Source organism: Comamonas sp. 17RB (genome assembly GCF_030056555.1).
GTDB lineage: Bacteria > Pseudomonadota > Gammaproteobacteria > Burkholderiales > Burkholderiaceae_C > Comamonas > Comamonas terrigena.
In genome coordinates, this window is sequence record NZ_JASHHY010000001.1 from 357,644 (window position 1) to 381,105 (window position 23,462).

The following is a 23,462-nucleotide window of genomic DNA, read 5'->3' on the forward strand; positions in this document are numbered from 1 at the left end:
TCACCTGTGCGCAAGCCGACAGGCGCTGCCCACGGAGCACGGATGCACCACTGCGCGCGCCCGCTGGCGGCGACCTCAAAAGAAGACCGAAAGAAGTTCAGGAATAGGCCGAGGATGGGCCGCTAAAGGAGCGAGAGAGAGTCGCGGGAAGCCCCGCAGCAGGCCGTGCGGCTATTCGAACAGCGAGCGCGTGCCGCCCCAGGCCGCGCCCTCCAGCTCCAGCATGCGCAGCTTGGTCAGCGCCCCCTGGCCGCCGGAAAAACCGCCCGGCTCCCGCCCTGCGGCCAGCACCCGGTGGCAGGGCACCACGGGCGCAAACGGGTTGGAGCCCAGCGCCTGCCCCACGGCCCGGGCCAGTCCGGGCCCGCCCAGATCGGCCGCCAGGTCACCATAGGTGCGCGTCTGCCCCGGCGCAATGGCCCGTGCCAGTGCGTACACATTGCGGGCAAACTCCGGCACGCCCTGCCAGTCCAGCGCAATCTCCAGCAGCTGGGGCAGCGCCTCGCCTTCGCTGCCGGTGGCGGGGGACGGTGCCGCAGCGGGGTGGTAGTCCGCGCGCAGATCACCCAGCACCTGGGCGTCGTCGGCGCCGGGCCAGTGCAGCGCGCTCTCCTCACCCGGCCCCTCTTCCGCCTCGCCCGCAGCGGCGCGCCAGCCGGCCATCAGCTGCTGCACCCCGGCCACGGCCTGCAGCGCGCACTCCGGTATCTGGGCGGCGCTGTGCGCCTGCAGCCAATCCGCCTGCGGCGGCGTATCGGCACCGGCCAGGCGCTGGGCCAGCTCCTGCAGCATGCGCGCCCGCGTGGCCGGGCCGTCCACTTCGGGCAGCTGCAGCGCCAGCACGGCCTGGGGTTGCCAGGCCACCGCGCACACACCGATGCGGGTGGCAAACAGCGCATGGCCATAGCCAAGCGAGGCATCGGCCAGATCAACACGGAAAGCAGCAGCAGCAGCGGACATCCCAGGCACCTCCACACGGAAACCACCATTGTGCGCCGCTGCAATGCGGCATAAAAAACACAAACCACTGTACACACGCACAGTGTTTAACTGTATATTTGCACAGTCATCAACTCTTTTATCTGCAGCATGGACACCGCAGAAGCCTTTTTCACCGTCTCCCTGTGCGACTTTGATGGTTTGCCGGAGGCCGCTCGCGCCAAAGCCGAAGAACGCTACGCCAAGGTACTGACCCGCCAGCTGGGCGGTTCGGACCAGGTCTGTGAAACCCTGCACTGGGTGCAGCAACTGGAAGAAGACCCGCCCGAGGAAATCACCGAAGAGGTGAAGACCGGCTTTGCCCGCTGGATGAAGGCCGTGCGCGCCGCCACCGAAGCCGGCATGCAGGGCCTGGGCGAAGGCGAAGGCTGCTACTTCGAGGTGCGCGGCGCCTGAACGCCGGGCCGCGACCGCAGTATCTGGCGCTGCGCTATTTCCGCCCGCGCCACCCTGCTGCCCTGGGCTGCATACACTGGCGGACTTTTCCGTGCTCCTGTTTTGTGTATGCAGCCCTTGCTCGACGCCATCACCCAGATGGCCTACCCCACCGACGCCCAGCGCCTCTTCCACGGCCGTGGCGGCCGCTACCCGGGCTGTGAACAGCTGTCGCTGGACGCCTTTCCGCCCGCCCTGGTGCTGACCAGTTTTGCGCCGCTGGCCGACGAGGCCCTGGCCGCCGTGGGCGCTGCGCTGGAACAGCGCTGGCAGCAGATCGCCCCGGCCGGCCAGCCGCTGACCTGGGTCTTCCAGACCCGGGAAGCCGGCGGCAAGGTCGAGACCCGCACCATGGCCGGCGCCCTGCCCGAGCCCCATGTGGTGACCGAAAACGGCGCCCAGTACCTGCTGCACATCGGGCGCGGCCAGAACCACGGCCTGTTCCTGGACATGGCCGCCGGCCGCGACTGGGTGCGCCAGCAGGTGCTGGCCCACCCCCGGCCCGCACGCATGAAGGTGCTCAACCTGTTCGCCTACACCTGCGCGTTCTCGGTGGTGGCCAAGCTGGCCGGCGCCGGCCAGGTGCTGAACATGGACATGAGCAAGGGCGCGCTGGCCACGGGCCAGCACAACCACCAGCTCAACGGCGTCAAGGCCGGTGCCAGCTTTGCCGCGCACGACATCTTCAGCAGCTGGGGCAAGATCAACCGCAGCGGGCCCTACGACCTGATCATCGTGGACCCGCCCAGCTACCAGAAGGGCAGCTTCATCGCGACCAAGGACTACGCCCGCCTGATGCGCCGCCTGCCCGATCTGCTGGCCCCGGACGGCCAGGTGCTGCTGTGCCTGAACGCGCCCGAGCTGGGCACCGCCTTTCTGCGCGAGCAGATGAGCGAGATCGCCCCCGAGCTGCACTTCACGCAGCGCATTCCCAATCCCCCGGTGTTTGTCGATGTGGACGAGGAGCGCAGCCTGAAGGTGCTGGTCTACCGTGCACCCGGCCTGCCGGGCGCGAGTTCGGAGGCCACGGTGGCTTCGGCGGCCCCGGCCGCTGCGGTCGGTGCTGTCGGTGCCGCCGGCACTGCGGCCTGAATCTTGCAGACAGCCCTCTGTCCCGCCCCGCACGCCCTCTCCCACCAAGTGCCATGACCGCTTCCGCCTCTCCAGACCTTTCCGACCTTTCCGCGCTCGACCCGGCCCTGGCCCGCACCCTGCAGCGCTTTGCCCGGCTGGACGCCGACACGCCCACCCCGCAGCTGGACTACGCCGGGCGCCGCCGGCTGCTGAGCACCCTGCAGGCCCAGCTGCTGCGCAGCCCGCTGCCCGGCATGGTGCGCACCGACCATTTCGTACCCGCACAGGGCCGTGAAATCACCGTGCGCAGCTACCAGAAAGGTGGCGCCCCCAGCCCGCAGACCCTGGTCTGGCTGCACGGCGGCGGCTGGATGGTGGGCGACCTGAACACCCACGACGACCTGTGCGAACACCTGGCGCAGTTCACCGGCCACACCGTGCTCAGCGTGCACTACCGCCGCACGCCGGAAAACCCGTTCCCGGCGCCACTGGACGATGTGAGCGCGGTGCTGCAGTGGCTGCACGGCATGCAGGGCGTGCTGCCCTTTGCCCGGGACAGCGTGCTGCTGGGCGGCGACAGCGCCGGCGCCCACCTGGCCCTGGCCTGTGCGCTGCGCCATGCGGCTGCGCCGCAGCCCGCAGACGCGGGCCAGCCAGCACGCCTGCACGGCCTGCTGCTGTTCTACCCGCCGATTGCGCCGGAGCAGGACCACCCCAGCATGCAGGCCTTCAGCGAAGGCTTTGGTCTGACCCGCAGCGCCATGGCGCGCTACTGGCAGGAACTGGGCGGCACCGAAGGCGCGGATGCACGCTGCCGCCTGCCGGCCAGCTGCACCGACACCCTGCCCCGGCTGCCGCCCGCCGTGGTCTGCACCGCCAGCCACGACATCCTGCGCGATGAAGGCGAAGCCTTTGCCCGCCAGCTGCAGGCGGCCGGCGTGCCCACCCGGCTGCTGCGCGCACCCGGCATGGTGCACGGCTTTGCCCGCATGCTGACCGCCAGCCCCCAGGCCCGCCAGCAGGTGGAACAGGCCTGCCATGCCCTGGCCGCGCTGCTGCAGGGCGCCACGGCCGACAGCGCCGCCGCCTGACGCCACAGGCACAGACCTGCCGGGGCATCGCTGCCCAGCCACCAACGAAAACGCCCCTGAACAGGGGCGTTGTTGTTGCAGGACCTGCCGCCATCACAGGCAGCGGACCACCCGGGGGCCTAGCGCTCCCAGCGCGCGGTGTGCGCCAGGGCGGCCGGTGCACGCGGTGCCGGCACGGCGGCCTGGGCCAGCGCGCCTTCGTCGCTGTGCAGCTGGAACACGGCCACGGCCTGCACCAGCTGCTGGGCCTGGTTGCGCAGGCTGTCGGCGGCGGCGGCACTTTCTTCCACCAGGGCCGCGTTCTGCTGGGTGACCTGGTCCATCTGGGTGACGGCGTCACCCACCTGGGCCACGCCGCTGGCCTGTTCCTGGCTGGCGGCGCTGATCTCGTTGACGATATCGGCCACGCGGTGGATGGCGGCCACCACCTCGTCCATGGTGGCGCCGGCGCGGTCCACCTGGTCGCTGCCTTGCTGCACGCGGTCCACACTGGCCGTGATCAGGGTCTTGATTTCCTTGGCGGCCGTGGCCGAACGCTGCGCCAGCGAACGCACCTCGCTGGCCACCACGGCAAAGCCGCGCCCCTGCTCGCCGGCACGGGCGGCTTCCACCGCGGCATTCAGCGCCAGGATATTGGTCTGGAAGGCGATGGAGTCGATCACGCCAATGATGTCGGCAATGCGCTGGCTGGCACCCTGGATGTCGCGCATGGTGGCCACCACCTGGCCCACCACCTCGCCGCCCTGCGCCGCCACGCGCGAGGCACTGGCGGCCAGTTCGCTGGCCTGGCGTGCATGGGCCGCGTTCTGCTGCACCGACGACGTCAGCTCCTCCATGGACGCTGCGGTTTCCTCCAGCGCACTGGCCTGCTGTTCGGTACGGGCCGACAGATCGTGGTTGCCATGGGAAATCTGGGTGCTTGCCGATGCCACGCTGTGTGCGTTCTGGCGCACGCCCTGCACCACCCGGGACAGCGCGGTCTGCATGCCGTGCAAGGCATTGAGCAGCAGCGCAATCTCGTCCCGCCCTGCGCTGGGCTGGGCCGCGGTCAGGTTGCCGTCCGCCACCGCCCGCGCCACCTGCACGGCGGCGTCCAGCGGGCGCACCACCGCACGGCTGAACAGCAGGGCCGTGCCAATGCCCAGCACGCAGACCGTCAGCATCACCACCAGGCTGATCCAGATGGCGCGCGTGGCGTCCGTGCCGGCCTGCGCGGCCACGGCGGCGGCGCTGCGCTGGATCAGCGCACCGGCCTCATCCAGCAGCCGGGTCGGTTCCCGGTCGATGCCCTGCACCGCCTGGTCCCCCGCCACCGCATCCATGCCGGCGGCCTGGAAGGCCTGGTAGCCGCTGCGGTAGGCCTGGCCCATGCGCTGGTGGGCCTGGGCAAAGCCTTCCACGCGGCTGCGGCTGTCGCCAGCGGGCAGGCCCGCCAGCAAGGTGCGGGCAGCCTCCTGCACCACGGCTTCCTGCTTTTCAAAGGCGCTCCAGTAGCGCGTGCGCAGCGCCTCGTCCTTGCCGCGCAGCAGCACGTTCTTCCACTCCTGGGTCTGGAGCTTGAAGCTGTCGAGCATGTGGTTGACGGCACGCTCCTGGTCGGCATGCACCGCCACCGTGGTCTGGTAGGTGGTCAGCGCCTGGCGCAGCTGGGCAATGCCAAACAGTGCGGCGCCCAGCAGCACCAGCAGGGCGGCGGCAAATGCCAGGGGGAGCTTGGTGGCCAGCTTCATCGTGCGACCTCCAGACAATGCGCAGCATGACTGCCGCCTGGGTTGCTCAACGTGTCCATCACTCACCTCTTCTCTTGGTACCGCGGTGCCGGCCACGCACAGTCCCATCGAAAGGAGGGGTTGCGCGGGCCCTGCTGTTTTTTCAGATATGGCTCGGGCGGAGTGCACGCCGCTGCGCCGCCCAGACTCTGCCGGCTGGCGCACATCAGTAGCCGCACACTCCCCGGCCGGCGGCAAGGCTAAGGCCTCGCGCAAACCCTTAGCTTTCGCCTGTCTTTCGCCTGCCTTTCGGCTCCCCCCGGCCGCCTGGTTTCGCCACCCCGTCTGCGCGTTAAGCCCGATGGCCGCCGCCGCAGGCACATGAAATGCTTGTGCCCTTGTCGACATTCACTGCACGAGGAGCACTGTTTCATGCGTCACATGTTTTCTGCCATGGCCACCGCCTGCCTGCTGGCCCTGGGCGGCAACGCTTTTGCCCAGGAGGCCGAAGCCTCCCCCACCTTCGACAAGATCAAGAGCTCCGGCAAAGTGGTGCTGGGCGTGCGCGAAAGCTCGGCCCCCATGGCCTATGCCCTGGGCTCCATGCAGAAGTACGTGGGCTACCACGTGGAGCTGTGCGAGAAGGTGCTGGACAAGATCGCCCCCAAGGCCCAGCGCGAATACATGGCGCTGACCGCGCAGAACACCCTGCCGCTGGTGCAGAACGGCACGGTGGACATCGGCTGCGGCCCCACCACCAACAACCTGGCGCGGCAAAAGCAGGTGGCGTTTGCCGTGACCACCTATGTCAGCGAGGTGCGCGCCGCCGTGCGCGCCGACTCCCCCGTCAAATCCTTCAAGGAACTGGACAACCAGACCCTGGCCGCCTCTGCCGGCACCACGGCCGTGCAGTTGCTGCGCAAATACAGCCGCGACCACAGCACCAAGTTCGACGTGCAGCTGGGCAAGGACCATTTCGAGAGCTTTCTGATGCTGGAGTCCGGCCGCGCCCAGGCCTTTGTGCTGGACGCCAACCTGCTGGCCGGCGTGATCGCCAACTCCAAGAACCCCACGGGCTACAAGATCGTCGGCGAAGTGCTGGGTGCCGAGCCCATTGCGCTGCTGTTCCGCCACGGCGATGCCCCGTTCAAGAAGGCCGTGGATGGCGCCATCGGCGAGCTGATGCAAAGCGGCGAAATGGCCAGGCTCTATGACAAATGGTTTATGCAGCCCATCCCGCCCAAGAACGCATCGCTGAACCTGCCGCTGAGCCCCATGCTCAAGGGCCTGTTCCAGCAGCCCAACGACAAGCCCCTGGAGGCCTACCAGGACAAGGACGGCAGCGGCGCCTGAGCTACGCTGCGCCCCCAGGCAGCGTGGTGCACACCACGCTGTCTGGACACACTGCCTAGACGCACTGCCTGCCCCGGCATAAAAAAAGGTCCGCCAGTGGCGGACCCAAACTTTCCCCGGTACCCCTGCGAGCGGAGTTCAGTCCAGTGACAGGCCTTCCCGCTGGATGGCGCCACCCCATTCCTGCACTTCCTTGTTGATGCGCTGGCTGAACTTGCCAGGCTCCAGCATCACCACCTCGCCCAGCGATGCCAGGGCGGCCGTGGCACGCGCGTCCTGGGCCAGGCTCTTGGAAGCGTCGTACAGCTTCTGCACGATGGGCTGGGGCAGATTGGCCGGCCCCAGCAGGCCCAGCCAGAAGATCACGTTGAAATTGTCATAGCCGGCTTCGGCCATGGTGGGCACATTGGGCAGCTGCTTCATGCGCTGCGGCGCCGTCACCGCCAGGGCCTTGAGCTTGCCGGCCTGGATCTGCGGCAGCGCCGCCCAGGTCTCGAACATGGTGTCCAGCTCGCCGCTCATCACCGCCATCTGCGCCTGGGCCGATCCCTTGTACGGCACATGGGTCATGCGCGTGCTGGTGCGGTTGCCCCAGGAGGTGAAGCTCAGGTGGGCGATATTGCCCGGGCCGGCCGAGCCATAGCTGATGCGGTCCGGGTTGCGCTGGGCATAGCCGATCATGTCCTTGGGGTTCTGGATGCTGTTCTTCTGCGTCCAGGCCGGGTTGGCGATCAGGATGAAGGGCGCATCCACCGCCACCGTGATGGGCGTGAAATCCTTGGCCTTGTACGGGCTCTTCTTGTAGAGCTGGGGGTTGATGGTGATGCTGCTGGAATTGGTGAACAGCAGGGTGTAGCCGTCCGCCGTGGCGCGCGCCACCTCGCCCACTCCCAGCGAACCATTGGCGCCGGGCTTGTTCTCCACCACCACGGGCTGGCCCAGGCTCTTGCTCAGGTGGTCGGACATGATGCGGGCCACCGTGTCGGTGATGGAGCCTGCGGGAAAGCCCACCACCATGCGGATGGGCTTGGTGGGCCAGTCGCTCTGGGCCTGGGCGGCGGTCAGCGGCAGTCCCAGGGCCAGGACGGCGGCGGCAGCGGCGCCCAGCTGCAGGCTGCGGCGGCGGGTGGAAATGGTTGGCATGGCGTTGTCTCCTTCTCTATAGGTATGTGCTTGCCGCCCGGGCACGACCGATGCAACAGGTGCAACGGATGCAACCGGTGCAACTGGTGCGTCTATCGTGTCCAGGCAGCCCTGAGGCCAGGGCCTTGGACCGCCCTGGCTCCCGGATGCGCTGCACAACACCGGCCGGTGCGGCCGGCGGGGTGCAGCGCCCCGTTTCAACCGCACACTGCGGGTGTGGCCGGGCGGGCCTGCCCGCTCGGGGCAGTTGTTGCTCCGGCCTTGCCCGGTGCCTTGGCCCGGGCTTCGGTGCCAATCACGCCGCTGACCTCCAGGGCCTGCAGCTGCTCCGGTGTCAGCTGCAGCAGACGCTGCAGCACGGCGTGCGTGTGCTCGCCCAGCGTCGGCGCCACGCGCGGCATGGGCATGGGGCTGCCGTCCTGGCGGAAGATGGTGGTGCTGGAGATGTAGCTGCCCACATAGGGCCGCTCCACCGTGCGCCAGAACGCCCGCTCCTGCAGGTGCGGGTCCTGCAGCAGCTGGCCCAGGGTGCGCACCGCGCCGGCGGGCACGGCGGCCTGCTGCAGCGCCTGCATGGCGGCGTCGTCGCTGCGTCCCAGGGTCCACTGCGTGATGCCGGCATCCAGCTCTGCCTGGCGGGCGCGCCGGCCTGGGGCATGGGCCAGCGCCGCATCGGCGGCCCAGTCGGCCCGCCCCAGCAGACGGCACAGGGCCTGCCACTGCACATCGTCCGCCACGCTCAGCACCAGCCAGGCATCGTCCCCGGCACAGCGGTAGCAGCCATGCGGAGCGTGCACCGCGTGGCGGTTGCCCTGGCGCTCCGGCACGCGGCCGGTCAGCGACTGCTCGATCAGGAACGGCGCGGTCAGCGGCAGCATGCCTTCGACCTGGGACATATTGATGTGCCGCCCCTGGCCCGTCGCCTGCTGCACCAGCAGGCCCAGCAGCAGCGCCGCCGAAGCGTTGAAGCCGCCCATGGGGTCGCCATAGGCATAGGACGTCATGGCCGGCGGGCCGTCGGCATGGCCGGTGTACAGCGGCAGGCCGCTGGCCTGTTCCAGCGTGCCGCCGTAGGCGCGGGTATTGCTCCAGGCGTTGTCCAGGCCGAAGGCCGGCATGGACAGCATCACCACGCGCGGGTTCACCTGGCGCAGCGCCGCATAGTCCAGGCCCAGCTTGGGCAGCACTTCGGCCGAATAGTTCTCCACCACCGCGTCGGCGCCGCGCACCAGCTCCTTGAGCAGGCGCTTGCCTTCGGCCTGGGTCAGGTCCAGGGTGATGCCGAACTTGCCCCGGTTCATCAGGTTGAAGTTCGACTTCTTCTCATACAGCCGGTCGCGGTAGAACTCCTCGGTGTAATTGGTGCCGCGCCACCAGTCCGGGTAGCTGGCGCTTTCCACCTTGATGACTTCGGCCCCCAGGTCGGCCAGCATGCGCGAGGCAAACGGCCCGGCCCAGCCCATGGTCAGGTCCACCACGCGCAGCCCGGCCAGCGGCAGCTGGCCCGGCGCCACCGCTGCCCGCTCCGGCACGGCACGCTGCAGGCCCGCTGCGCGGTAGTGGGCACTGTCTGCCCCCAGCAGCGGCGCCCGGCCGCCCAGCAGCGGCCCGGCCGCATCCAGCCGCTGCGGCAGCACCGGCCCCTCGAACTGCGCCGCCCCCAGCTGCACCGGCACAAAGGCCTTGCGCTCGCGGTGCACCGCCTGCTCCAGCAGCTGCGCCATCGTGGGCACGATCACCGCCGGGTGCTTGTTCGCGGTCAGCAGCGCAAACCATTCCTGCGTGCTGCGCGACGGGAACACGTCTTTCAGCAGCGCGTCGATCAGATCGGCATGCGCCATGCGGTCCGGCCCGCTGAAAAAGCGCGGGTCGCTGCCCAGCTCCGGCCGGCCGATGGCGTCGCACAGGCCGGCCCACTGCGCCAGCGTGTTGGTGAAGATGCCGATCCAGCCATCGCGGGTCTGCAAAATGCTGGCCGGGTGGGTGGTGCAGAAGCGGTTCACCCCCAGGCGCGGCGCATGGGTCTTGTCCTGCACCAGGCCGGCTTCCATCTCCACCACGCTGAAGGCGGCTTCCTGCACGCTCAGCACATAGCGACGGCTGCCCTGGGCACGGCCCATCCAGGCGGCCACGGCCACCGTGAACGCGCCCAGCCCCGCCACGATGCCGGTGTGCACATCGTGGGGCATGTGGGGCGCGCCCTCCACCGGGCCGCTGCCGTGCACCGCACCGGCCAGCGCGCGGCAGGTGGCGTCGGTGGCCACAAAGTCCTTGTACGGACCGCTGTCACCAAACCAGGTGAAATCCACCCCCATGGGGGGCGGCGTGGCTGCACCAGCCGCCTGGCCCCAGGTCCACAGCGGCTGCTGCAGCGCCGCCAGGCCCTGCTCCAGCGCCCGGGCGTCCAGCACCAGATCGCAGCTGCGTGCCAGCGTGCCCAGCCAGGCCCGGTCGGCCGGCTGCGCCGCATCGGCCGCCACGCTGCGCTTGTTCGTGTTCAGCCAGGCAAACAGCGCGCTTTCGGGCACCATGCCGTCCTGCGGGGCCACCAGCGGCGGCATCTGGCGCCAGGCATCGCCCTGGGGCGGCTCCACCTTGATCACCTCGGCACCGAAATCGGCAAACAGCTTGCCGGCATAGGCCACGGCCGCGCCGCCGCCCACTTCGAGCACGCGCAGCCCTTTGAGGGCCAGCTGCGCCATGTCGGGTTCTTGCATCACGTTCTTGTCTCCTTGGGAAAGGTGGCTGCACCTTTCATCCCCGGGCGGACGGCCGTCCGCCCGGGGGCTTGCCTTACCAGGTGTCCACAAAGCGGCCGCGGGGCTTGGCCGCGTGCATGGCCGCGGCGTGGATGCCGGACACCAGCCACTTGCGCGTCTCGGCCGGGTCGATGACCGCGTCGATCTCCACATTGCCGGCCACGTTCATGGCGTGACCCCGGGCGTACATCTGGGCCACCAGCTGGTCGTACAGCGCCTTGCGCTCGGGACCATCGGGCACCGCCTGCAGCTCTTTCTTGAAGCCCAGCTGGATCGCACCTTCCAGGCCCATGGGCCCGTACTCCCCGGTGGGCCAGGCCACGGTGAAGTGGCTGGCATGCCAGCCGCCGCCGGCCATGGCCATGGCGCCCAGGCCATAGCACTTGCGCAGGGTGACCGCCAGGATGGGCATGCGCAGCTTGGCCGCCGCAACGAACATGCGCGAGACATGGCGCACCTGGGCCTTGGCTTCGATGTCCGGGCCGACCATGAAGCCGGGCGAATCGATCAGCGAGATGATGGGCAGGCCGTGGGCATCGCACAGCTGCATGAAGCGCGCGGCCTTGTCGCCTGCATCGGCGTCGATCGCACCGCCCAGGTGGCGCGGGTTGTTGGCCATGATGCCCACGGGCTTGCCTTCGATGCGCGCCAGCGCAGTGTGGATACCTACGCCAAAGCCTTCGCGCAGCATCAGCACGCTGCCCACGTCCGCCACGCCGTGGATGGCGGCGCGCGTGTCGTAGGCACGCAGGCGGTTTTCCGGCACCACGCTGCGCAGCGCCAGCGGGTTGGGCGCCGTCCATTCGCGCGCCCGGCCCTGGAAGAAGGACAGGTACTGCTTGGCCACGGCCACGCCTTCGGCCTCGTTGTCGACCAGCACGTCGATCACGCCATTGGCGTACTGCACCGGGGCCGGCCCCACTTCCTCGGGCTTGAAGATGCCCAGACCGCCGCCTTCGATCATGGCCGGACCCGCCAGGCCGATGTTGGACGACTTGTCGGCAATGATCACGTCGCAGCAGCCCACGAAGGCGGCATTGCCCGCAAAGCAGCGGCCCGAGACGATGCCCACCACGGGCACCTCGCCGCTGAGCTGCGCGAACGCGGCAAAGGACGAGGTCTGGAAGCCCGAAATCGAGGGATAGTCCACATCGCCGGGGCGGCCACCGCCGCCTTCGCCGAACAGCACGAACGGCAGCTTGTCGCGCAGCGCCACTTCCACGATGCGGTCGGTCTTGACGTGGTTGCGCTTGCCCTGGGTGCCGGCCAGCACCGTGGCGTCATAGGCCATCACGGCGGCGCGGGCCCGCTCGGCATCGATCAGCGCGCCGTTGATGTTGCCCACACCGGTGATCAGGCCGTCGGCCGGGGTGTTGGCCACCAGGTCTTCCACGCTGCGGCGCTTGGTCTGGGCGGCGATCGCCAGCGCGCCGTACTCCACAAAGCTGCCGTCGTCGTCCAGCAGATCGGCCACATTCTCGCGGGCCGTGCGCTGGCCGCGCGAGCGGCGGCGGGCCACGGCCTCGGGGCGGTTGGCGTCCCACAGAAAGGCCTGGCGGTCGATCAGGCGCTGCAGGTCCGGGCGCACGGCCAGCGGATCCTGCGCCTGCACCTGGGCGGTGGCGTCCTCGGCCACGCCCCCCTGGGGCTGCAGCACGGCCAGAATGCGGCCCTGGGGCACGATCTCGCCCACGGTGCCGCGCACCTCCAGCACCTGGCCGGCCTGCTCCGCGGCCACCACGTGCTGCATCTTCATGGACTCGATCACCGCCACGGTCTGGCCTGCCTGCACCGTGCTGCCCGGCTCCACCAGCAGCTCGATCAGCACCCCATGGGTGATGGCGCGCACGGCCGACCAGCTGTCATTCTCCAGCGCCTCGTCTTCCACGGCTGCGGCCGGGGCGGCCGTGCTGGCCGCAGCCGGGCGCGGACGGGCCTTGGCACGGTCTTCGGCCTCGATGGCCTGCATGCGGGCCAGCAGGCTGTCCAGGTGCTCGGCCCAGTAGCGGGTGTGGATGTTCTGGCGTGCGAAATCCTCGCTGCCCACCACGGCCCGCAGCAGCGGCAGATTGGTCTGCACGCCGTCGATGTGGAATTCGGCCAGCGCCCGCTCCAGGCGGCGGGCGGCATCGGCAAAGCTGGCGCTGTGGCTGGTGACGATCAGCTTGGCCAGCAAGGTGTCGTAATGCGGCGACGGCGTGTAGCCGCCGTAGCCATGGGTGTCCACGCGCACACCCAGGCCGCTGGGGGCGTCGAACTGCTGCAGGCAGCCCTGGGAGGGGTGGGACATGCCCTTGGCGTCGGTGCTCTCGCCGTTGATGCGGGCCTGGATGGCAAAGCCCTGCACCACCGGCGGGCGCTGCGGATCCAGCCCCAGCTCCTGCAGGCTGCGGCCCTGGGCAATGCCCAGTTGCGTGGCCACCAGGTCCACCCCGGTCACCTGCTCGGTCACCGTGTGCTCCACCTGCAGGCGCGGGTTGGCCTCGATGAACACCGCCGCCACCTGGTGGCCCTGGGGGTCCTCCTCCACCAGAAACTCGAACGTGCCCAGGCTGCGGTAGCCCACGCGCCGGGCCATGGTCAACGCCGCCTGGGTGACCTGCTCGCGCAGCGCGGGCAGCAGCACCGGGCTGGGGGCAATTTCCACCAGCTTCTGAAAACGGCGCTGCAGCGTGCAATCGCGCTCGCCCAGGGCAATCGCCTGCTGGCCGTCGCCCACGATCTGCACCTCGATATGGCGGGCGCGCACCACCAGGCGCTCGCCATAGACCGCCTCCATGCCGAAGGCCGAGCGGGCCTCGGCCTTGCAGCGCGTATAGGCCTCGGCCAGCTCCGCGCGCTCGGTCACCACGCGCATGCCCCGGCCGCCGCCGCCGCCCACGGCCTTGATGACAATGCCGTTGCCGCCCTGGGCATCGAAGAACGCGGTGATTTCCTCCAGCGTGGCATCGCCGCGCGTGGACGGCATGATGGGCACGCCGCAGGCCACTGCCAGGGCAATGGCCTGGGCCTTGTCGCCAAACTGCGCCAGCTGCTGCGGCGCGGGGCCGACAAAGGTCACGCCGGCATCGGCGCAGGCCTGGGCAAAGTCCGCCCGCTCGCTCAGAAAGCCATAGCCCGGGTGGATGGCGTCGGCCCCGGTGGCCTGCGCGGCACCGATGATGGCCTGCACATCCAGATAGGCCGCCGGCCCGCTGGCCTGCAGCGCCACGGCTTCATCGGCCAGATGCACATGGCTGCTGTTGGCGTCGTCCTGTGCATACACGGCCACCGAATGCAGACCCAGATCCGCGACCGCGCGGATCACCCGCACCGCAATTTCGCCCCGGTTGGCGATCAATACCTTTTTCAAAATGTCTTCCTAACTTCGCTGACTACACTGACTGGAGATACCGAGGGATGCCGCCCATGTCACAGGCGGATGTTGTTCTTGACCACGATGTCCTTGGTGACCCTGGCTTCCTCGGTCACGGACTGGGTGAAGTGCACGGCGCTCAGCCAGCCGGGGTTGCCACCCTGGGCCTTGAGCTTGGCAATGAAATCGGGGTTGTTCAGGCAGGCCTGCAGCACCTGCTCGGCGTACTGCCGGGTGGTGGCGGGAACCTTCTTGGAGACGGCCACGCCGCTCCAGGCGTCCATGTTGAAACCGGGCACGCTGGCTTCGATCTGGCGCACCTCCTTGAAGTCGTCCGGCTTGGCGCTGCCGGCAATGCCGATGGCGCGCACCTTGCCGCCACGCACATGGGGTGATGCGGCGGCGCCCGACTCCAGCACAAAGTCGATCTCGCCCGACATCAGGCCCATGATGCAGGGGCCGCTGCCCTTGTAGGGGGTGTGCACGGCCTGCAGGCCGGACAGGCTCTTGAGCCATTCGACACCGATGTGCTGGGGCGTGCCGATGCCGGCCGAGCCATAGTTCAGCGAACCGGGGTTCTTCTTGTGCGCCGCCATGATGTCGTCGAAGGACTTGAAGGGCGAATCCGCCTTCACGATCAGCACCAGCGGGCTGGCACTGGCCCGCGCCAGCAGCGCCAGCTCCTGCATGGGCTCAAAGCTCATCTTCATCAGCAGCGGATTGGTGATGACCTGGCTTTGTGTCACGAACAGCCAGTTGCTGGGATCGGCCTGGCCGCGCACCACGTTGTCGGTGGCGATGTTGCCGCCGGCGCCGGGGCGGTTTTCCACGATCACCGTCAGGCCGGTGTATTCCCCCACGTAGACGGCCAGAGTGCGGGCGGTCAGGTCGGTGCCGCCCCCGGGGGGATAGCCCACGATCAGCTTGATCGTCTTGCCTGCCAACTCCGGCGGCGCCGTGACCGCACCCTTGGTTTGCGCCATCAGCGGCACCCACGCCATGCACAGGCCACCCACCACTGCTCTGCGCTTGAGATCTACACCCTTGCTCATCACCGTCTCCATAGCCGTCTCGTTGAAGAGACGCCATGACATCACGCGCAGAAATGCAGCAGATCAGGGCAAACCCCGCGCCGCCGTCACACAGGCAGCAGCCATGTCCCGCAAGCGTCAGCCACCCCGTAGCCTAGGTGACAGGCCAGCGCGCGGCAGTCTTTACGGATGGGGTGCAGCGGCGTATAGGGCGGCAGCGCAGACGCCCTGCACAGGGCGCCCGGCCGGCCCAGGCGGCGGCACGCTGCACGGCGTGCCAGGGTGCAGGACAATATGCCCCGCCAAGCCTTCATCGGGCTTACAGCTTCTACGCACTTTCCACATTTTCGCCCCTGCCGCGTTTACCGCTGTCACCGCCCCGCTGCAGTACACGGTGCCACGCGCCTGCCCGGCCTTGCCTGCTCCATGACCGATTCCTCCCCTCCCACCGCTGCGCGCCTGCCCACCTGGCTCTGGCTGCTGGCGGTGGTGCTGATCACGCTGAACCTGCGCCCCTTTCTGACCGCCCCCGGCCCGCTGGGCCATGCCATCCAGACGGCCACCGGCATGGGGCTGCACATGTTCTCCTGGCTGACCCTGCTGCCCATGGTGCTGATGGGCGTGGGCACCTGGCTGGCCCCTACCGCGCTGCGGCGCCTGGGCCTGCGCCCGGCCATTGTCTGGGCACTGCTGGCCATCGGCCTGGGCTGCGCGCTGCGGCTGGCCGGCGCCAACGCCTGGGTGCTGGTGGCCACGGCCGGACTGTGCGGGGCCGGCGTGGCCCTGGTCCAGGGCATTCTGCCGGGGCTGATCAAGCGCCAGTCCCCCCAACGCATGGCGGTGATGATGGGCCTGTATTCCGCCGCCCTGATGGGCGGCGGCGCCCTCAGCGCCCAGCTCTCGCCCTGGGCCATGCAATGGGGCCTGGGCTGGCAGGCCGCCCTGGCCATGTGGGCCGTGCCCGTTCTGGTCACGCTGCCCCTGGCCTGGTGGGTGCTGGGGCGCCTGCCCGGCCTGCCGGCACCGGCGCAGCCGGCTACCCGTGCCTCGGCCAACACGCCCGCCAGCACGCCGGCCAGTGACACCGGCTGGCTGGTGCGCCGGCCGCGCACCTGGCTGCTGCTGCTGAGCTTCGGCCTGATGAATGGCGGCTACGCCAGCACCGTGGCCTGGCTGGCCCCGTTCTACCAGACCCACGGCTGGTCCGGCACCGAAAGCGGCAGCCTGCTGGCCCTGCTGTCGGTGGCCCAGGCGCTGGCGGCCCTGGCCGTGCCCGCGCTGGCCGCGCGCAGCACCGACCGCCGCCTCTGGATCATGGCCATGCTGGCCCTGCAGGTGCTGGGCTTCTCCGGCCTGGCCTGCTGGCCGGATGCGGCCCCCACCCTGAACGCCCTGGTGCTGGGCGTGGGCCTGGGCGGCTGCTTTGCCCTGTTCATGGTGGTGGCGCTGGACCACCTGCCCTCCCCCACCCAGGCCGGCGCGCTGAACGCGCTGATGCAGGGCGGCGGCTTCATCCTGGCGGCCCTGGCGCCCTGGATCGTGGCCCAGCTGCACCAGTCCAGCGGCAGCTGGACCCCGGGCTGGCTGTACCAGGCCGGCGTGGCCGCCCTGGTCGGCCTGCTGTCGGCCCGCTTCAACCCCCGCCACTACGCGCAGCGGCTGCGGGCCCCGGCAACCTGATCCCCGGCGGGGTCGGCAGGGTGCGCTGCCCGGCCGCCCGGCACCGGGGTCTATACTTTGCCGCCCATGACTGCACGTTTTCCCGGTATGCGTTTGAATGCATCTTTGCGCCTGGCGGCCTGCGTGGGCACACTCGGCCTGGCCGCCTGCACCAGCAACCCGCCCCAACCCAGCACCCCGGCGCCAGCACCGCTGGCCTCTGCCCCGGCGGCCCCGCCGGTGCGCATCGGCATTGCCCTGGGCGGCGGAGCGGCCAAGGGCTTTGCCCACATCGGCGTCATCAAGATGCTGGAAGCCAATGGCTTCACCCCCGTGGTGGTCAGCGGCACCAGCGCCGGCAGCGTGGTGGGCGCCCTCTACGCCAGCGGCATGAATGCCTTCGAGCTGCAGGAAAAGGCCGTCGCCCTGGACGAAACCAAGATCCGCGATCTGCAGCTGTCCTCCGGCGGCCTGGTGCTGGGCCAGAAGCTCGAGGACTATGTCAACGAACAGGTGGCGCGCAAGCCGCTGGACCAGCTCGCCAAGCCGTTCGTGGCCGTCTCCACACGCCTGGAAGACGGTGAGCGCACCGTGTTTGCCCGTGGCAACACCGGCCAGGCTGTGCGTGCGTCCAGCAGCATCCCGGGCGTGTTCCAGCCCGTCAGCATCGGCAAGTACCACTATGTGGACGGCGGCATCGTCAGCCCGGTCCCGGTGGATGCCGCACGCCAGCTGGGCGCGGACATCGTGGTGGCCGTGGACATTTCCAACAAGGCCCGCGGCAAGACCCCCGACAACATGCTGGGCGCGCTGAACCAGTCCATCGCCATCATGGGCCAGAAGCTGGGCCAGGCCGAACTCTCGCGTGCCGACATCATCATCCGCCCCAAGGTGCTGGACATCGGCGCCGCCGATTTCAGCCAGCGCGCCAACGCCATTGTCGAAGGCGAGAAAGCCGCCCTGGCCGTGATGCCGCAGCTGCGCGAACGCGTGGCCAAGCTCCAGGCCGAACGCACCAAGGCCACCCAGCTGGCCCAGCAGAAAGCGGCCGAAGCCCAGCACCTGAACTGCCTGGAACAGCGCTCGCAAATGCAGAAGCTGGCCGGCATGGCGGGGCTGGACAACTCCTGCCCCCGCCCCTGAGGCACAGGCTCCGGCCTGCGCCATAGCAGGCCGGACTTCCCTGCCGGGGGACACCCGGCGGGCGTGTAGCCGCATGGCCGCACCTGGCCGACCGCACCGTGCCCGCCCGCGTGCAGCCCCCGCTGCGCCTTGCAGCCTGGGCGACAGCGCGCCGCCAGCGGGCCGCGTACCATGCCCGTCTGCCCCCACTGCGCACGCCCCTGCGCGGGGCTTTCGACCTCTGCTGCGCCATGACCTCCTCTGCTCCCCCACCCCGCTGGTACTTTGGCTGGAACATCGTAGCGGCCGCCACCGTGCTGACCCTGCTCACCGTGGGCATGCGGCTGGGCATAGGCCCGCTGTTTCTGCCCATGGCGCAGGACCTGGGATTCAGCCGCAGCCTGCTGGCCTCCATCGTGGCCGTGGGCATGCTGTGCTATGGCCTGGCCATGCCGCTGGCCGGCTGGCTGGTGGCGCGCCACGGCACCCGTTTTGTCCTGCTGGTGGGCACCGCCATCCTGGTCACGGCCACGCTGTGGACGGTGAACACCCGCAGCCCCAGCGGCCTGCTGCTGAGCTTCGGGGTGCTGATGTCCATCGGCGCCGGCTTCACCAGCCCGGTGGCGCTGACCCCCGTCATCAGCCGCTGGTTCAACCGCCGGCGGGGCATGGCGCTGTTCTTCCTGTCCACCGGTTCCATGGCCGGCATCGCCTTCATGACGCCCGCCCTGGGCACGGCGCTGCAGCACGTCAGCTGGCAGGCCACCCTGCTGGGCTTTGCCGCCCTGTTCACCGCCATCACCGTGCCCATGGCGCTGTACATCGTCCGGGACGACGCACCGGCCGACGGGGACGCGCCCCTGCAGCCGGCCGCCGCCCGCAGCGCGCCCGCTAATGCAAATGCAAATGCAAATGCCAACGCCATGGCGGAGTTGAGTCTGGGCCAGGCCATGCGCACGGCCACGTTCCTGAAAATCACGCTGGGCCTGTTCGCCTGCGGCTTCAGCATGAACCTGCTGGGCACGCACGGCATGCCCATGCTGATGGACCATGGCTTTGACGCCACCACCAGCTCACTGGGCATCGGGCTGATCGGACTGGTCGCCATTCCCAGCACCATGGTGCTGGGCCGCCTGGCCGACCGGGTGGAACGCAAAAAGCTGCTGGCCGTGATCTATCTGGTGCGGGGCCTGGGCTTTTTCGCGCTGCTGCTGGCGGGCAACCGGCTGGAGCTGTTCGGCACCTCCGTCATCGGCGGCATTGTCTGGGCCGGCAGCATTGCGCTGTCCTCGGCCATCCTGGCCGATGTGTACGGGGTGCGAAAAGTGGGCGTGCTCTATGGCTGGGCCTACCTGGGGCACCAGCTGGGCGCCATGGTCAGCTCCTGGCTGGGCGGCTGGGGGTATGAGCACTTCGGCACGCACTGGCTGGCCTTCGGCATGTCCGGCGTGCTGTTGCTGCTGGCCGCTGCCGTGGCCCTGGTGCTGCCGGCGCGCCGCACAGGGCTGCCTGCGGCTGCCGCCTGACGCGGCCAGCCGCCTGGGCCCTGCAGGCCCGCGCTGCGCGCTGCCGCCGTGACGTGGTTCCGCTGCTCAGCTTCCCGTTGCGGCGAGGATGCTCCACCACAGGAACAGGGTGAACAGCGCAAAGAAGACGGGGTCGAAGCGACCGGACTCCGTCATGGGATAGTAGCTCATGGCACCTCCTGCTGCAGACCCAGGGGGCGGCACACCGGCAGACCACCGCGCGGCCCTCTGACAGACCACCCGGTGCGGGTTCTGGCACACCACCCCTCTCTGCAGCACAAAGTGTAACCACGCACCCGCATTCCGACAGACGGATGCAAGTAAGCATCGTTCGCGTTTGTGTGTCGGCGGTGGAGCCCATGCGCCGGGGTGGATACCGGCCCCCCTTAGCCCTGTCCTCGGCCCTGCCCGGGCAGTCCTGCTCCCGTAGCGGCCATGCACACTGGGTGCACCGCTCCGTTTCCCGAAGCAGCCGGCCGCCGGGCATGGCCTGCCAGGCGCCTTGCCTGGGGCTTTGCTGCCCTATCCCGGGCCTGCGCCCTGCAGTGTTTTGTCACACTCCCGCCACCTTGGCGGGGTGTGAACAGCGAGCATCAGCAGGGAGCCACAAGCGGCTTTCCCTCAGCGCCCCGGCAACTCGCCTTGCACGGCCACCGGCTGGGAAGCGGCAAACCGGTAGCTGGCCAGCGCCAGCCCGATGATGCAGATCTGCGTGACCGCGCAGGCCACGGCCGGATTGTCGCCATAGCCCACCAGCTTGGTGCCCAGCGCGCCCATGGCCATCTGCCCGAAACCGTAGAGGCCGGCGGCCGACCCCGTGAGCCACGGCACAGCCGACAGCCCGCGCGACAGCGCGGCCGGGCTGGACATGCCGGCGCCCAGGGTCATCACCAGCGTCACGGCCACCAGGATGGGGCCGTTGAGCCAGCCCGCCAGCTGCACCACCAGCAAGGCGAATGCCATGCTCAGGCCGATGCCGCCGCCCACATACAGAAAGCGCTCGGCCGGGTAGCGCCCTGCCAGCCGCCGGGTCACCAGGGTGCCCAGGCTGGCACCCACAATGGTGGCGGCCGCAAACCAGCCCACCATGGCAATCGGGTAGCCCAGCTGCCCGTGCACGATGTAGGGCGCCGTTGCCAGATAGGGGTACAGCGCGGTGGTGGAGCACGCGCCGCCCAGCATGAAGCCGGCAAAGCGCGGCGTGCACAGCAGGGTGCGGTAGTCCCGGGCGATGCCGCCGATGGCCAGCGGCCGGCGCTGGCGGTTGGTTTCCGGCAGCATGCGCCAGGTGCACAGCACCATGGCCACGCCCATGCTCACCAGGAACAGGTAGATGGCGCGCCAGCCGAAATGCTCGGCCAGGTAGGAGCCCACAATCGGCGCCAGCCCCGGCCCCACCAGGGTCAGCAGATTCAGCAGCGCCAGGTCCTTGGTCACCCGCTCGGGCGGCGCGATGTCGCGCACAATGGCCCGGCCCAGCGTGATCCCGGCCGCGCCCCCCAGGGCCTGCACCAGCCGCGCGGCCAGCAGCCACTCCAGCGTGGGTGCGCACAGCGCCACCACACTGGCCGACAGGTACAGCCCCAGTCCCACCAGCAAGGCCGGGCGGCGGCCCCAGGTGTCCGACACCGGGCCGTAGACCAGCTGGCCCAGCGCCAGCCCGATCACATACAGGGTGATGGTCTGCTGCATGCTGGCCGCCGGTGCATGCAAGGCACTGCCCGCCACCGGCAGCGCCGGCACAAAGATGTGCATGGCCATGGTGCCACTGAGCGTGACCAGCACCAGCAGCCACAGCGGCGCCGTCAGCACCGGCAGCGCGCCCGCGGGGCGGGATGCTGCAGGGGCCGCAGGCGCAGCAGATGCCGCTGGGGTCGCAGGTGCAGCTGGAGCAACCGGTACCACCGGGCTCACGGGCGGCGATGCCGGTAGCGATGGCGGCGATGACGGTGCTGTAGCGCCCTCCTGGCCCGACCGTGCCTCTGCGGCACCGGGCAAGGAAACAGGCAAGGAGGACAGATCGGCCGCTTCAGGCGCTGCCGTGTCCAGTGGGGAGTGGTGAACGTCCCGGGAATTCATAGCTTCTCAGCAGCGGCTTGCGCCCTGCTTTCCATGCCATGCTGGCCACCGCAGTGGCTGCACGGCGTCATAGGGTGTCAAAACGGCGGGAGATTTTTTCCAGGGCGCTGCGCAGCACCACCAGTTCTTCGGGCGTCACATCCACCAGGATGCTGCGCTCGATCTCCAGGCTGCGGGTCAGGATGCGGGCCACCGTCTTGCGCCCGCGTGGCGTCAGCACGATGCACTTGGTGCGGCGGTCGTTGGGATCGCTGTCCCAGTCCACCAGGCCCATGCCGCGCAGCTGGTCCAGCACGCGGACCAGGGACGAGGTTTCCAGCAGCAGCGCGTGCGCCAGCTCTTTCTGCCGCAACGGGCCATCGGCCGCGTGCAGCGCCAGCAACGGTGCGCGGGTGGCATCGGTCAGGCCCAGGTCCTTGACGCTCTGGTCCACCTGGCGGCGCCACTGGCGGTACACCCCGCCGATCAAGCGCCCCAGCCGGGCCCGTGCCTGCGGCGGTTCGGGCACATCGGGGCCCTCGTCCAGCCAGGAAGGGGGGGAGTCGGACGCCGGCGCGGTGACGGCATCCACCATGGCATGCGAATTAGTTTGCATGCCAATATTTTGCAAGAAAACAGTCTGCGCCCGCAGGTCCGGGCGCGACACCCTGCTCGCAGCAGGGCAATGCGCTCAGCCCCCGGCCATGGCCGGTGCGGCCGCCACGGCGGCGCTCACGCGGAACACGCGCTGCTCCGGGTCGTGCAGCACGGCCTGCCATTCCTGGTAGTAGGTGGCATACGGTGCCTTGATGACGCCGCCGCCCAGGGCCTGCACCTGCGCGGCGGCGGCGTCCACCGCCTGCGGGCTGTCCAGCATGAAGGTGGCATAGGCGGTGACCGGCGCCGGCGCCGCTTTGGCCGGCATGCGGTCGTCCAGGGACAGCAGGGCATAGGCGGCCTCGCTGTTGAAGCCCAGCTCCGCCTCCCCCGCATCCAGCGCACGGTAGATGGGCGAGCGGCGCTGCGCCAGCTCCGGCAGGCCCAGCAAGGTGGCATAGAACTGCATCTGCCCTTCGGTGTCACGGCAGAACTGGTTGACGAAGACCTTCATGCCACCACCTCCGCCCCCGTGTTCGCACCCGTGCCCGCAGGCGCTTTGGTTTTCAGCTGGTAGGTCCGGCGGTACATCTCGCTCAGGTGCTCTCCGGCCGTGCACGGGGCAAAGCGCGGGGTCTCACCCGCTGGCACCGTGCCGGGCACCGCTTCGATGCGGGCCATGAAGTCCGGCTCGTAGAAGAACGGAATGGAAAAACGCGGCTGCCCGCCAGACTGGGTGTTGCGCACCCGGTGCGGATTGGAGTGGTAGAGCCCGTTGGTCCAGCGCGGAATCATGTCCCCCAGGTTCACCACAAAGCAGTCCGCCACCGGGGTGGCCGGCACCCAGCTGCCGTCGGGCATGCACACCTCCAGCCCGCCGTGCATGTCCTGGGCCAGGATGGTCAGCGCGCCCCAGTCGGTGTGCGCGCCGGCGCCAAAGGTCTGTGCATCGGCGTCGGCCGGATGCGCGGGGTAGCGCAGCATGCGCAGCGACAGCATCGGGCTGGCACTGGTCGCATCGAAGTAGTCCTCCGGCAGTGCCAGCGACAGCGCCAGCAGCTGCATCAGCCGGCGCGACAGGGCCAGCAAGGCCTGGATATAGGCCTCGCACTGCGCGGGCGCCTGCGGCAGCTCCGGCGGCCACTGGTTGCCGCCATAGGTCTGGTAGCCGGCCTGCACATAGGGGTGGTCGTCCGGGTAGGCCATGCCGCAGTAAAAGCTTTCCTTCACATCCGGGCGGGCCGACAGGTCCAGCGTCTGCGCCCCCAGCTGCTCGTAGCCGCGCTGCGTGGGCGAGTGGTGGATAGACAGGCGCTCGCGCGTCGCCTCGGGCACCGCCTCGAACAGCTGGCGCGCCAGCGCAAACTGCTGCTGCACCACCTCGGCGGCAATGCCGTGGTGGCGCACATAGAAAAAGCCCGAGCCCATGGCCGCCTGGCGCAGCTGCGCCGCCACCTCCGCGCTGCGGGGCGCACCGGGATGCAGTGCATCCGTCAGATCCAGAATTGGAATACCCATCACAAAACCCGTATCAAAGAGAAAACACCAGCA

At 69.4% G+C, this 23,462-nt stretch carries 17 protein-coding genes; 7 read left to right on the forward strand and 10 right to left on the reverse strand.

What is annotated here, in order from left to right:
- Positions 1-171 precede the first annotated feature (171 nt).
- Entirely contained in the window at positions 172-960 is a 789-nt protein-coding gene (locus QM470_RS01475) for a methylated-DNA--[protein]-cysteine S-methyltransferase (RefSeq protein ID WP_283337879.1), read from the reverse strand.
- A gap of 129 nt (positions 961-1,089) precedes the next feature.
- Between QM470_RS01475 and QM470_RS01480 the strand changes: the two genes are divergently transcribed.
- From QM470_RS01480 to QM470_RS01490, 3 genes are all read left to right on the forward strand, one after another.
- Positions 1,090-1,395, forward strand: a complete 306-nt coding sequence (locus tag QM470_RS01480; protein ID WP_066532642.1) for a hypothetical protein — start codon at positions 1,090-1,092, stop codon at positions 1,393-1,395.
- 108 nt (positions 1,396-1,503) lie between these two features.
- On the forward strand, positions 1,504-2,526 hold the full coding sequence (locus QM470_RS01485; RefSeq protein ID WP_283337880.1) for a class I SAM-dependent methyltransferase: 1,023 nt from the start codon (positions 1,504-1,506) through the stop codon (positions 2,524-2,526).
- 53 nt (positions 2,527-2,579) lie between these two features.
- Positions 2,580-3,599, forward strand: coding sequence for an alpha/beta hydrolase (locus QM470_RS01490; protein WP_283337881.1), 1,020 nt, complete (start codon positions 2,580-2,582; stop codon positions 3,597-3,599).
- Between the two features lie 119 nt (positions 3,600-3,718).
- On the opposite strand, the gene QM470_RS01495 is transcribed toward QM470_RS01490, so the two are convergent.
- Positions 3,719-5,329 (reverse strand): methyl-accepting chemotaxis protein, encoded by a 1,611-nt coding sequence (locus tag QM470_RS01495; RefSeq protein WP_283337882.1) that lies wholly within the window; start codon positions 5,327-5,329, stop codon positions 3,719-3,721.
- A 411-nt stretch (positions 5,330-5,740) separates the two neighbouring features.
- On the opposite strand from QM470_RS01495, the gene QM470_RS01500 reads away from it, so the two are divergent.
- Positions 5,741-6,661, forward strand: a complete 921-nt coding sequence (locus QM470_RS01500) for a transporter substrate-binding domain-containing protein (protein ID WP_283337883.1) — start codon at positions 5,741-5,743, stop codon at positions 6,659-6,661.
- A 138-nt stretch (positions 6,662-6,799) separates the two neighbouring features.
- On the opposite strand, the gene QM470_RS01505 is transcribed toward QM470_RS01500, so the two are convergent.
- The 4 genes from QM470_RS01505 to QM470_RS01520 all read right to left on the reverse strand — a co-directional run bounded on the left by QM470_RS01505 (position 6,800) and on the right by QM470_RS01520 (position 14,970).
- The gene (locus QM470_RS01505) at positions 6,800-7,804 is read right to left on the reverse strand and encodes a Bug family tripartite tricarboxylate transporter substrate binding protein (RefSeq protein ID WP_283337884.1); all 1,005 of its coding nucleotides are present in this window, start codon (positions 7,802-7,804) and stop codon (positions 6,800-6,802) included.
- A 197-nt stretch (positions 7,805-8,001) separates the two neighbouring features.
- A complete protein-coding gene (locus QM470_RS01510; protein WP_283337886.1) occupies positions 8,002-10,521 on the reverse strand; it encodes a CaiB/BaiF CoA-transferase family protein in 2,520 nt (839 codons plus the stop codon).
- Positions 10,522-10,597: 76 nt separating this feature from the next.
- Entirely contained in the window at positions 10,598-13,915 is a 3,318-nt protein-coding gene (locus QM470_RS01515; RefSeq protein WP_283337887.1) for a carboxyl transferase domain-containing protein, read from the reverse strand.
- Positions 13,916-13,974: 59 nt separating this feature from the next.
- Positions 13,975-14,970 (reverse strand): tripartite tricarboxylate transporter substrate binding protein, encoded by a 996-nt coding sequence (locus QM470_RS01520; protein ID WP_283337888.1) that lies wholly within the window; start codon positions 14,968-14,970, stop codon positions 13,975-13,977.
- A gap of 405 nt (positions 14,971-15,375) precedes the next feature.
- On the opposite strand from QM470_RS01520, the gene QM470_RS01525 reads away from it, so the two are divergent.
- From QM470_RS01525 to QM470_RS01535, 3 genes are all read left to right on the forward strand, one after another.
- Complete coding sequence (locus tag QM470_RS01525) at positions 15,376-16,629, forward strand: cyanate transporter (RefSeq protein WP_283337889.1); 1,254 nt, start codon at positions 15,376-15,378, stop codon at positions 16,627-16,629.
- A gap of 87 nt (positions 16,630-16,716) precedes the next feature.
- Entirely contained in the window at positions 16,717-17,751 is a 1,035-nt protein-coding gene (locus QM470_RS01530; RefSeq protein WP_283338198.1) for a patatin-like phospholipase family protein, read from the forward strand.
- A gap of 230 nt (positions 17,752-17,981) precedes the next feature.
- Complete coding sequence (locus tag QM470_RS01535; RefSeq protein ID WP_283337890.1) at positions 17,982-19,256, forward strand: MFS transporter; 1,275 nt, start codon at positions 17,982-17,984, stop codon at positions 19,254-19,256.
- A 621-nt stretch (positions 19,257-19,877) separates the two neighbouring features.
- Here QM470_RS01535 and QM470_RS01540 read toward each other — a convergent pair.
- From QM470_RS01540 to QM470_RS01555, 4 genes are all read right to left on the reverse strand, one after another.
- Positions 19,878-21,068, reverse strand: coding sequence for a multidrug effflux MFS transporter (locus QM470_RS01540; protein ID WP_283337891.1), 1,191 nt, complete (start codon positions 21,066-21,068; stop codon positions 19,878-19,880).
- A gap of 334 nt (positions 21,069-21,402) precedes the next feature.
- Positions 21,403-21,930: a MarR family winged helix-turn-helix transcriptional regulator gene (locus tag QM470_RS01545; RefSeq protein ID WP_283337892.1), complete on the reverse strand. Its 528-nt coding sequence runs from the start codon at positions 21,928-21,930 to the stop codon at positions 21,403-21,405.
- Between the two features lie 75 nt (positions 21,931-22,005).
- Positions 22,006-22,425, reverse strand: coding sequence for a VOC family protein (locus QM470_RS01550; protein WP_283337893.1), 420 nt, complete (start codon positions 22,423-22,425; stop codon positions 22,006-22,008).
- Complete coding sequence (locus QM470_RS01555) at positions 22,422-23,429, reverse strand: isopenicillin N synthase family dioxygenase (RefSeq protein ID WP_283337895.1); 1,008 nt, start codon at positions 23,427-23,429, stop codon at positions 22,422-22,424. The genes QM470_RS01550 and QM470_RS01555 overlap by 4 nt, the downstream gene beginning before the upstream one ends.
- Positions 23,430-23,462 lie beyond the last annotated feature (33 nt).

Bases quoted from the DNA above. Each gene is read 5' to 3' on its own strand.
- QM470_RS01475 (WP_283337879.1), bottom strand. From the start codon at position 960: ATGTCCGCTGCTGCTGCTGCTTTCCGTGTTGATCTGGCCGATGCCTCG.
- QM470_RS01480 (WP_066532642.1), top strand. From the start codon at position 1,090: ATGGACACCGCAGAAGCCTTTTTCACCGTCTCCCTGTGCGACTTTGAT.
- QM470_RS01485 (WP_283337880.1), top strand. From the start codon at position 1,504: ATGCAGCCCTTGCTCGACGCCATCACCCAGATGGCCTACCCCACCGAC.
- QM470_RS01490 (WP_283337881.1), top strand. From the start codon at position 2,580: ATGACCGCTTCCGCCTCTCCAGACCTTTCCGACCTTTCCGCGCTCGAC.
- QM470_RS01495 (WP_283337882.1), bottom strand. From the start codon at position 5,329: ATGAAGCTGGCCACCAAGCTCCCCCTGGCATTTGCCGCCGCCCTGCTG.
- QM470_RS01500 (WP_283337883.1), top strand. From the start codon at position 5,741: ATGCGTCACATGTTTTCTGCCATGGCCACCGCCTGCCTGCTGGCCCTG.
- QM470_RS01505 (WP_283337884.1), bottom strand. From the start codon at position 7,804: ATGCCAACCATTTCCACCCGCCGCCGCAGCCTGCAGCTGGGCGCCGCT.
- QM470_RS01510 (WP_283337886.1), bottom strand. From the start codon at position 10,521: ATGCAAGAACCCGACATGGCGCAGCTGGCCCTCAAAGGGCTGCGCGTG.
- QM470_RS01520 (WP_283337888.1), bottom strand. From the start codon at position 14,970: ATGAGCAAGGGTGTAGATCTCAAGCGCAGAGCAGTGGTGGGTGGCCTG.
- QM470_RS01525 (WP_283337889.1), top strand. From the start codon at position 15,376: ATGACCGATTCCTCCCCTCCCACCGCTGCGCGCCTGCCCACCTGGCTC.
- QM470_RS01530 (WP_283338198.1), top strand. From the start codon at position 16,717: ATGCGTTTGAATGCATCTTTGCGCCTGGCGGCCTGCGTGGGCACACTC.
- QM470_RS01535 (WP_283337890.1), top strand. From the start codon at position 17,982: ATGACCTCCTCTGCTCCCCCACCCCGCTGGTACTTTGGCTGGAACATC.
- QM470_RS01545 (WP_283337892.1), bottom strand. From the start codon at position 21,930: ATGCAAACTAATTCGCATGCCATGGTGGATGCCGTCACCGCGCCGGCG.
- QM470_RS01550 (WP_283337893.1), bottom strand. From the start codon at position 22,425: ATGAAGGTCTTCGTCAACCAGTTCTGCCGTGACACCGAAGGGCAGATG.
- QM470_RS01555 (WP_283337895.1), bottom strand. From the start codon at position 23,429: ATGGGTATTCCAATTCTGGATCTGACGGATGCACTGCATCCCGGTGCG.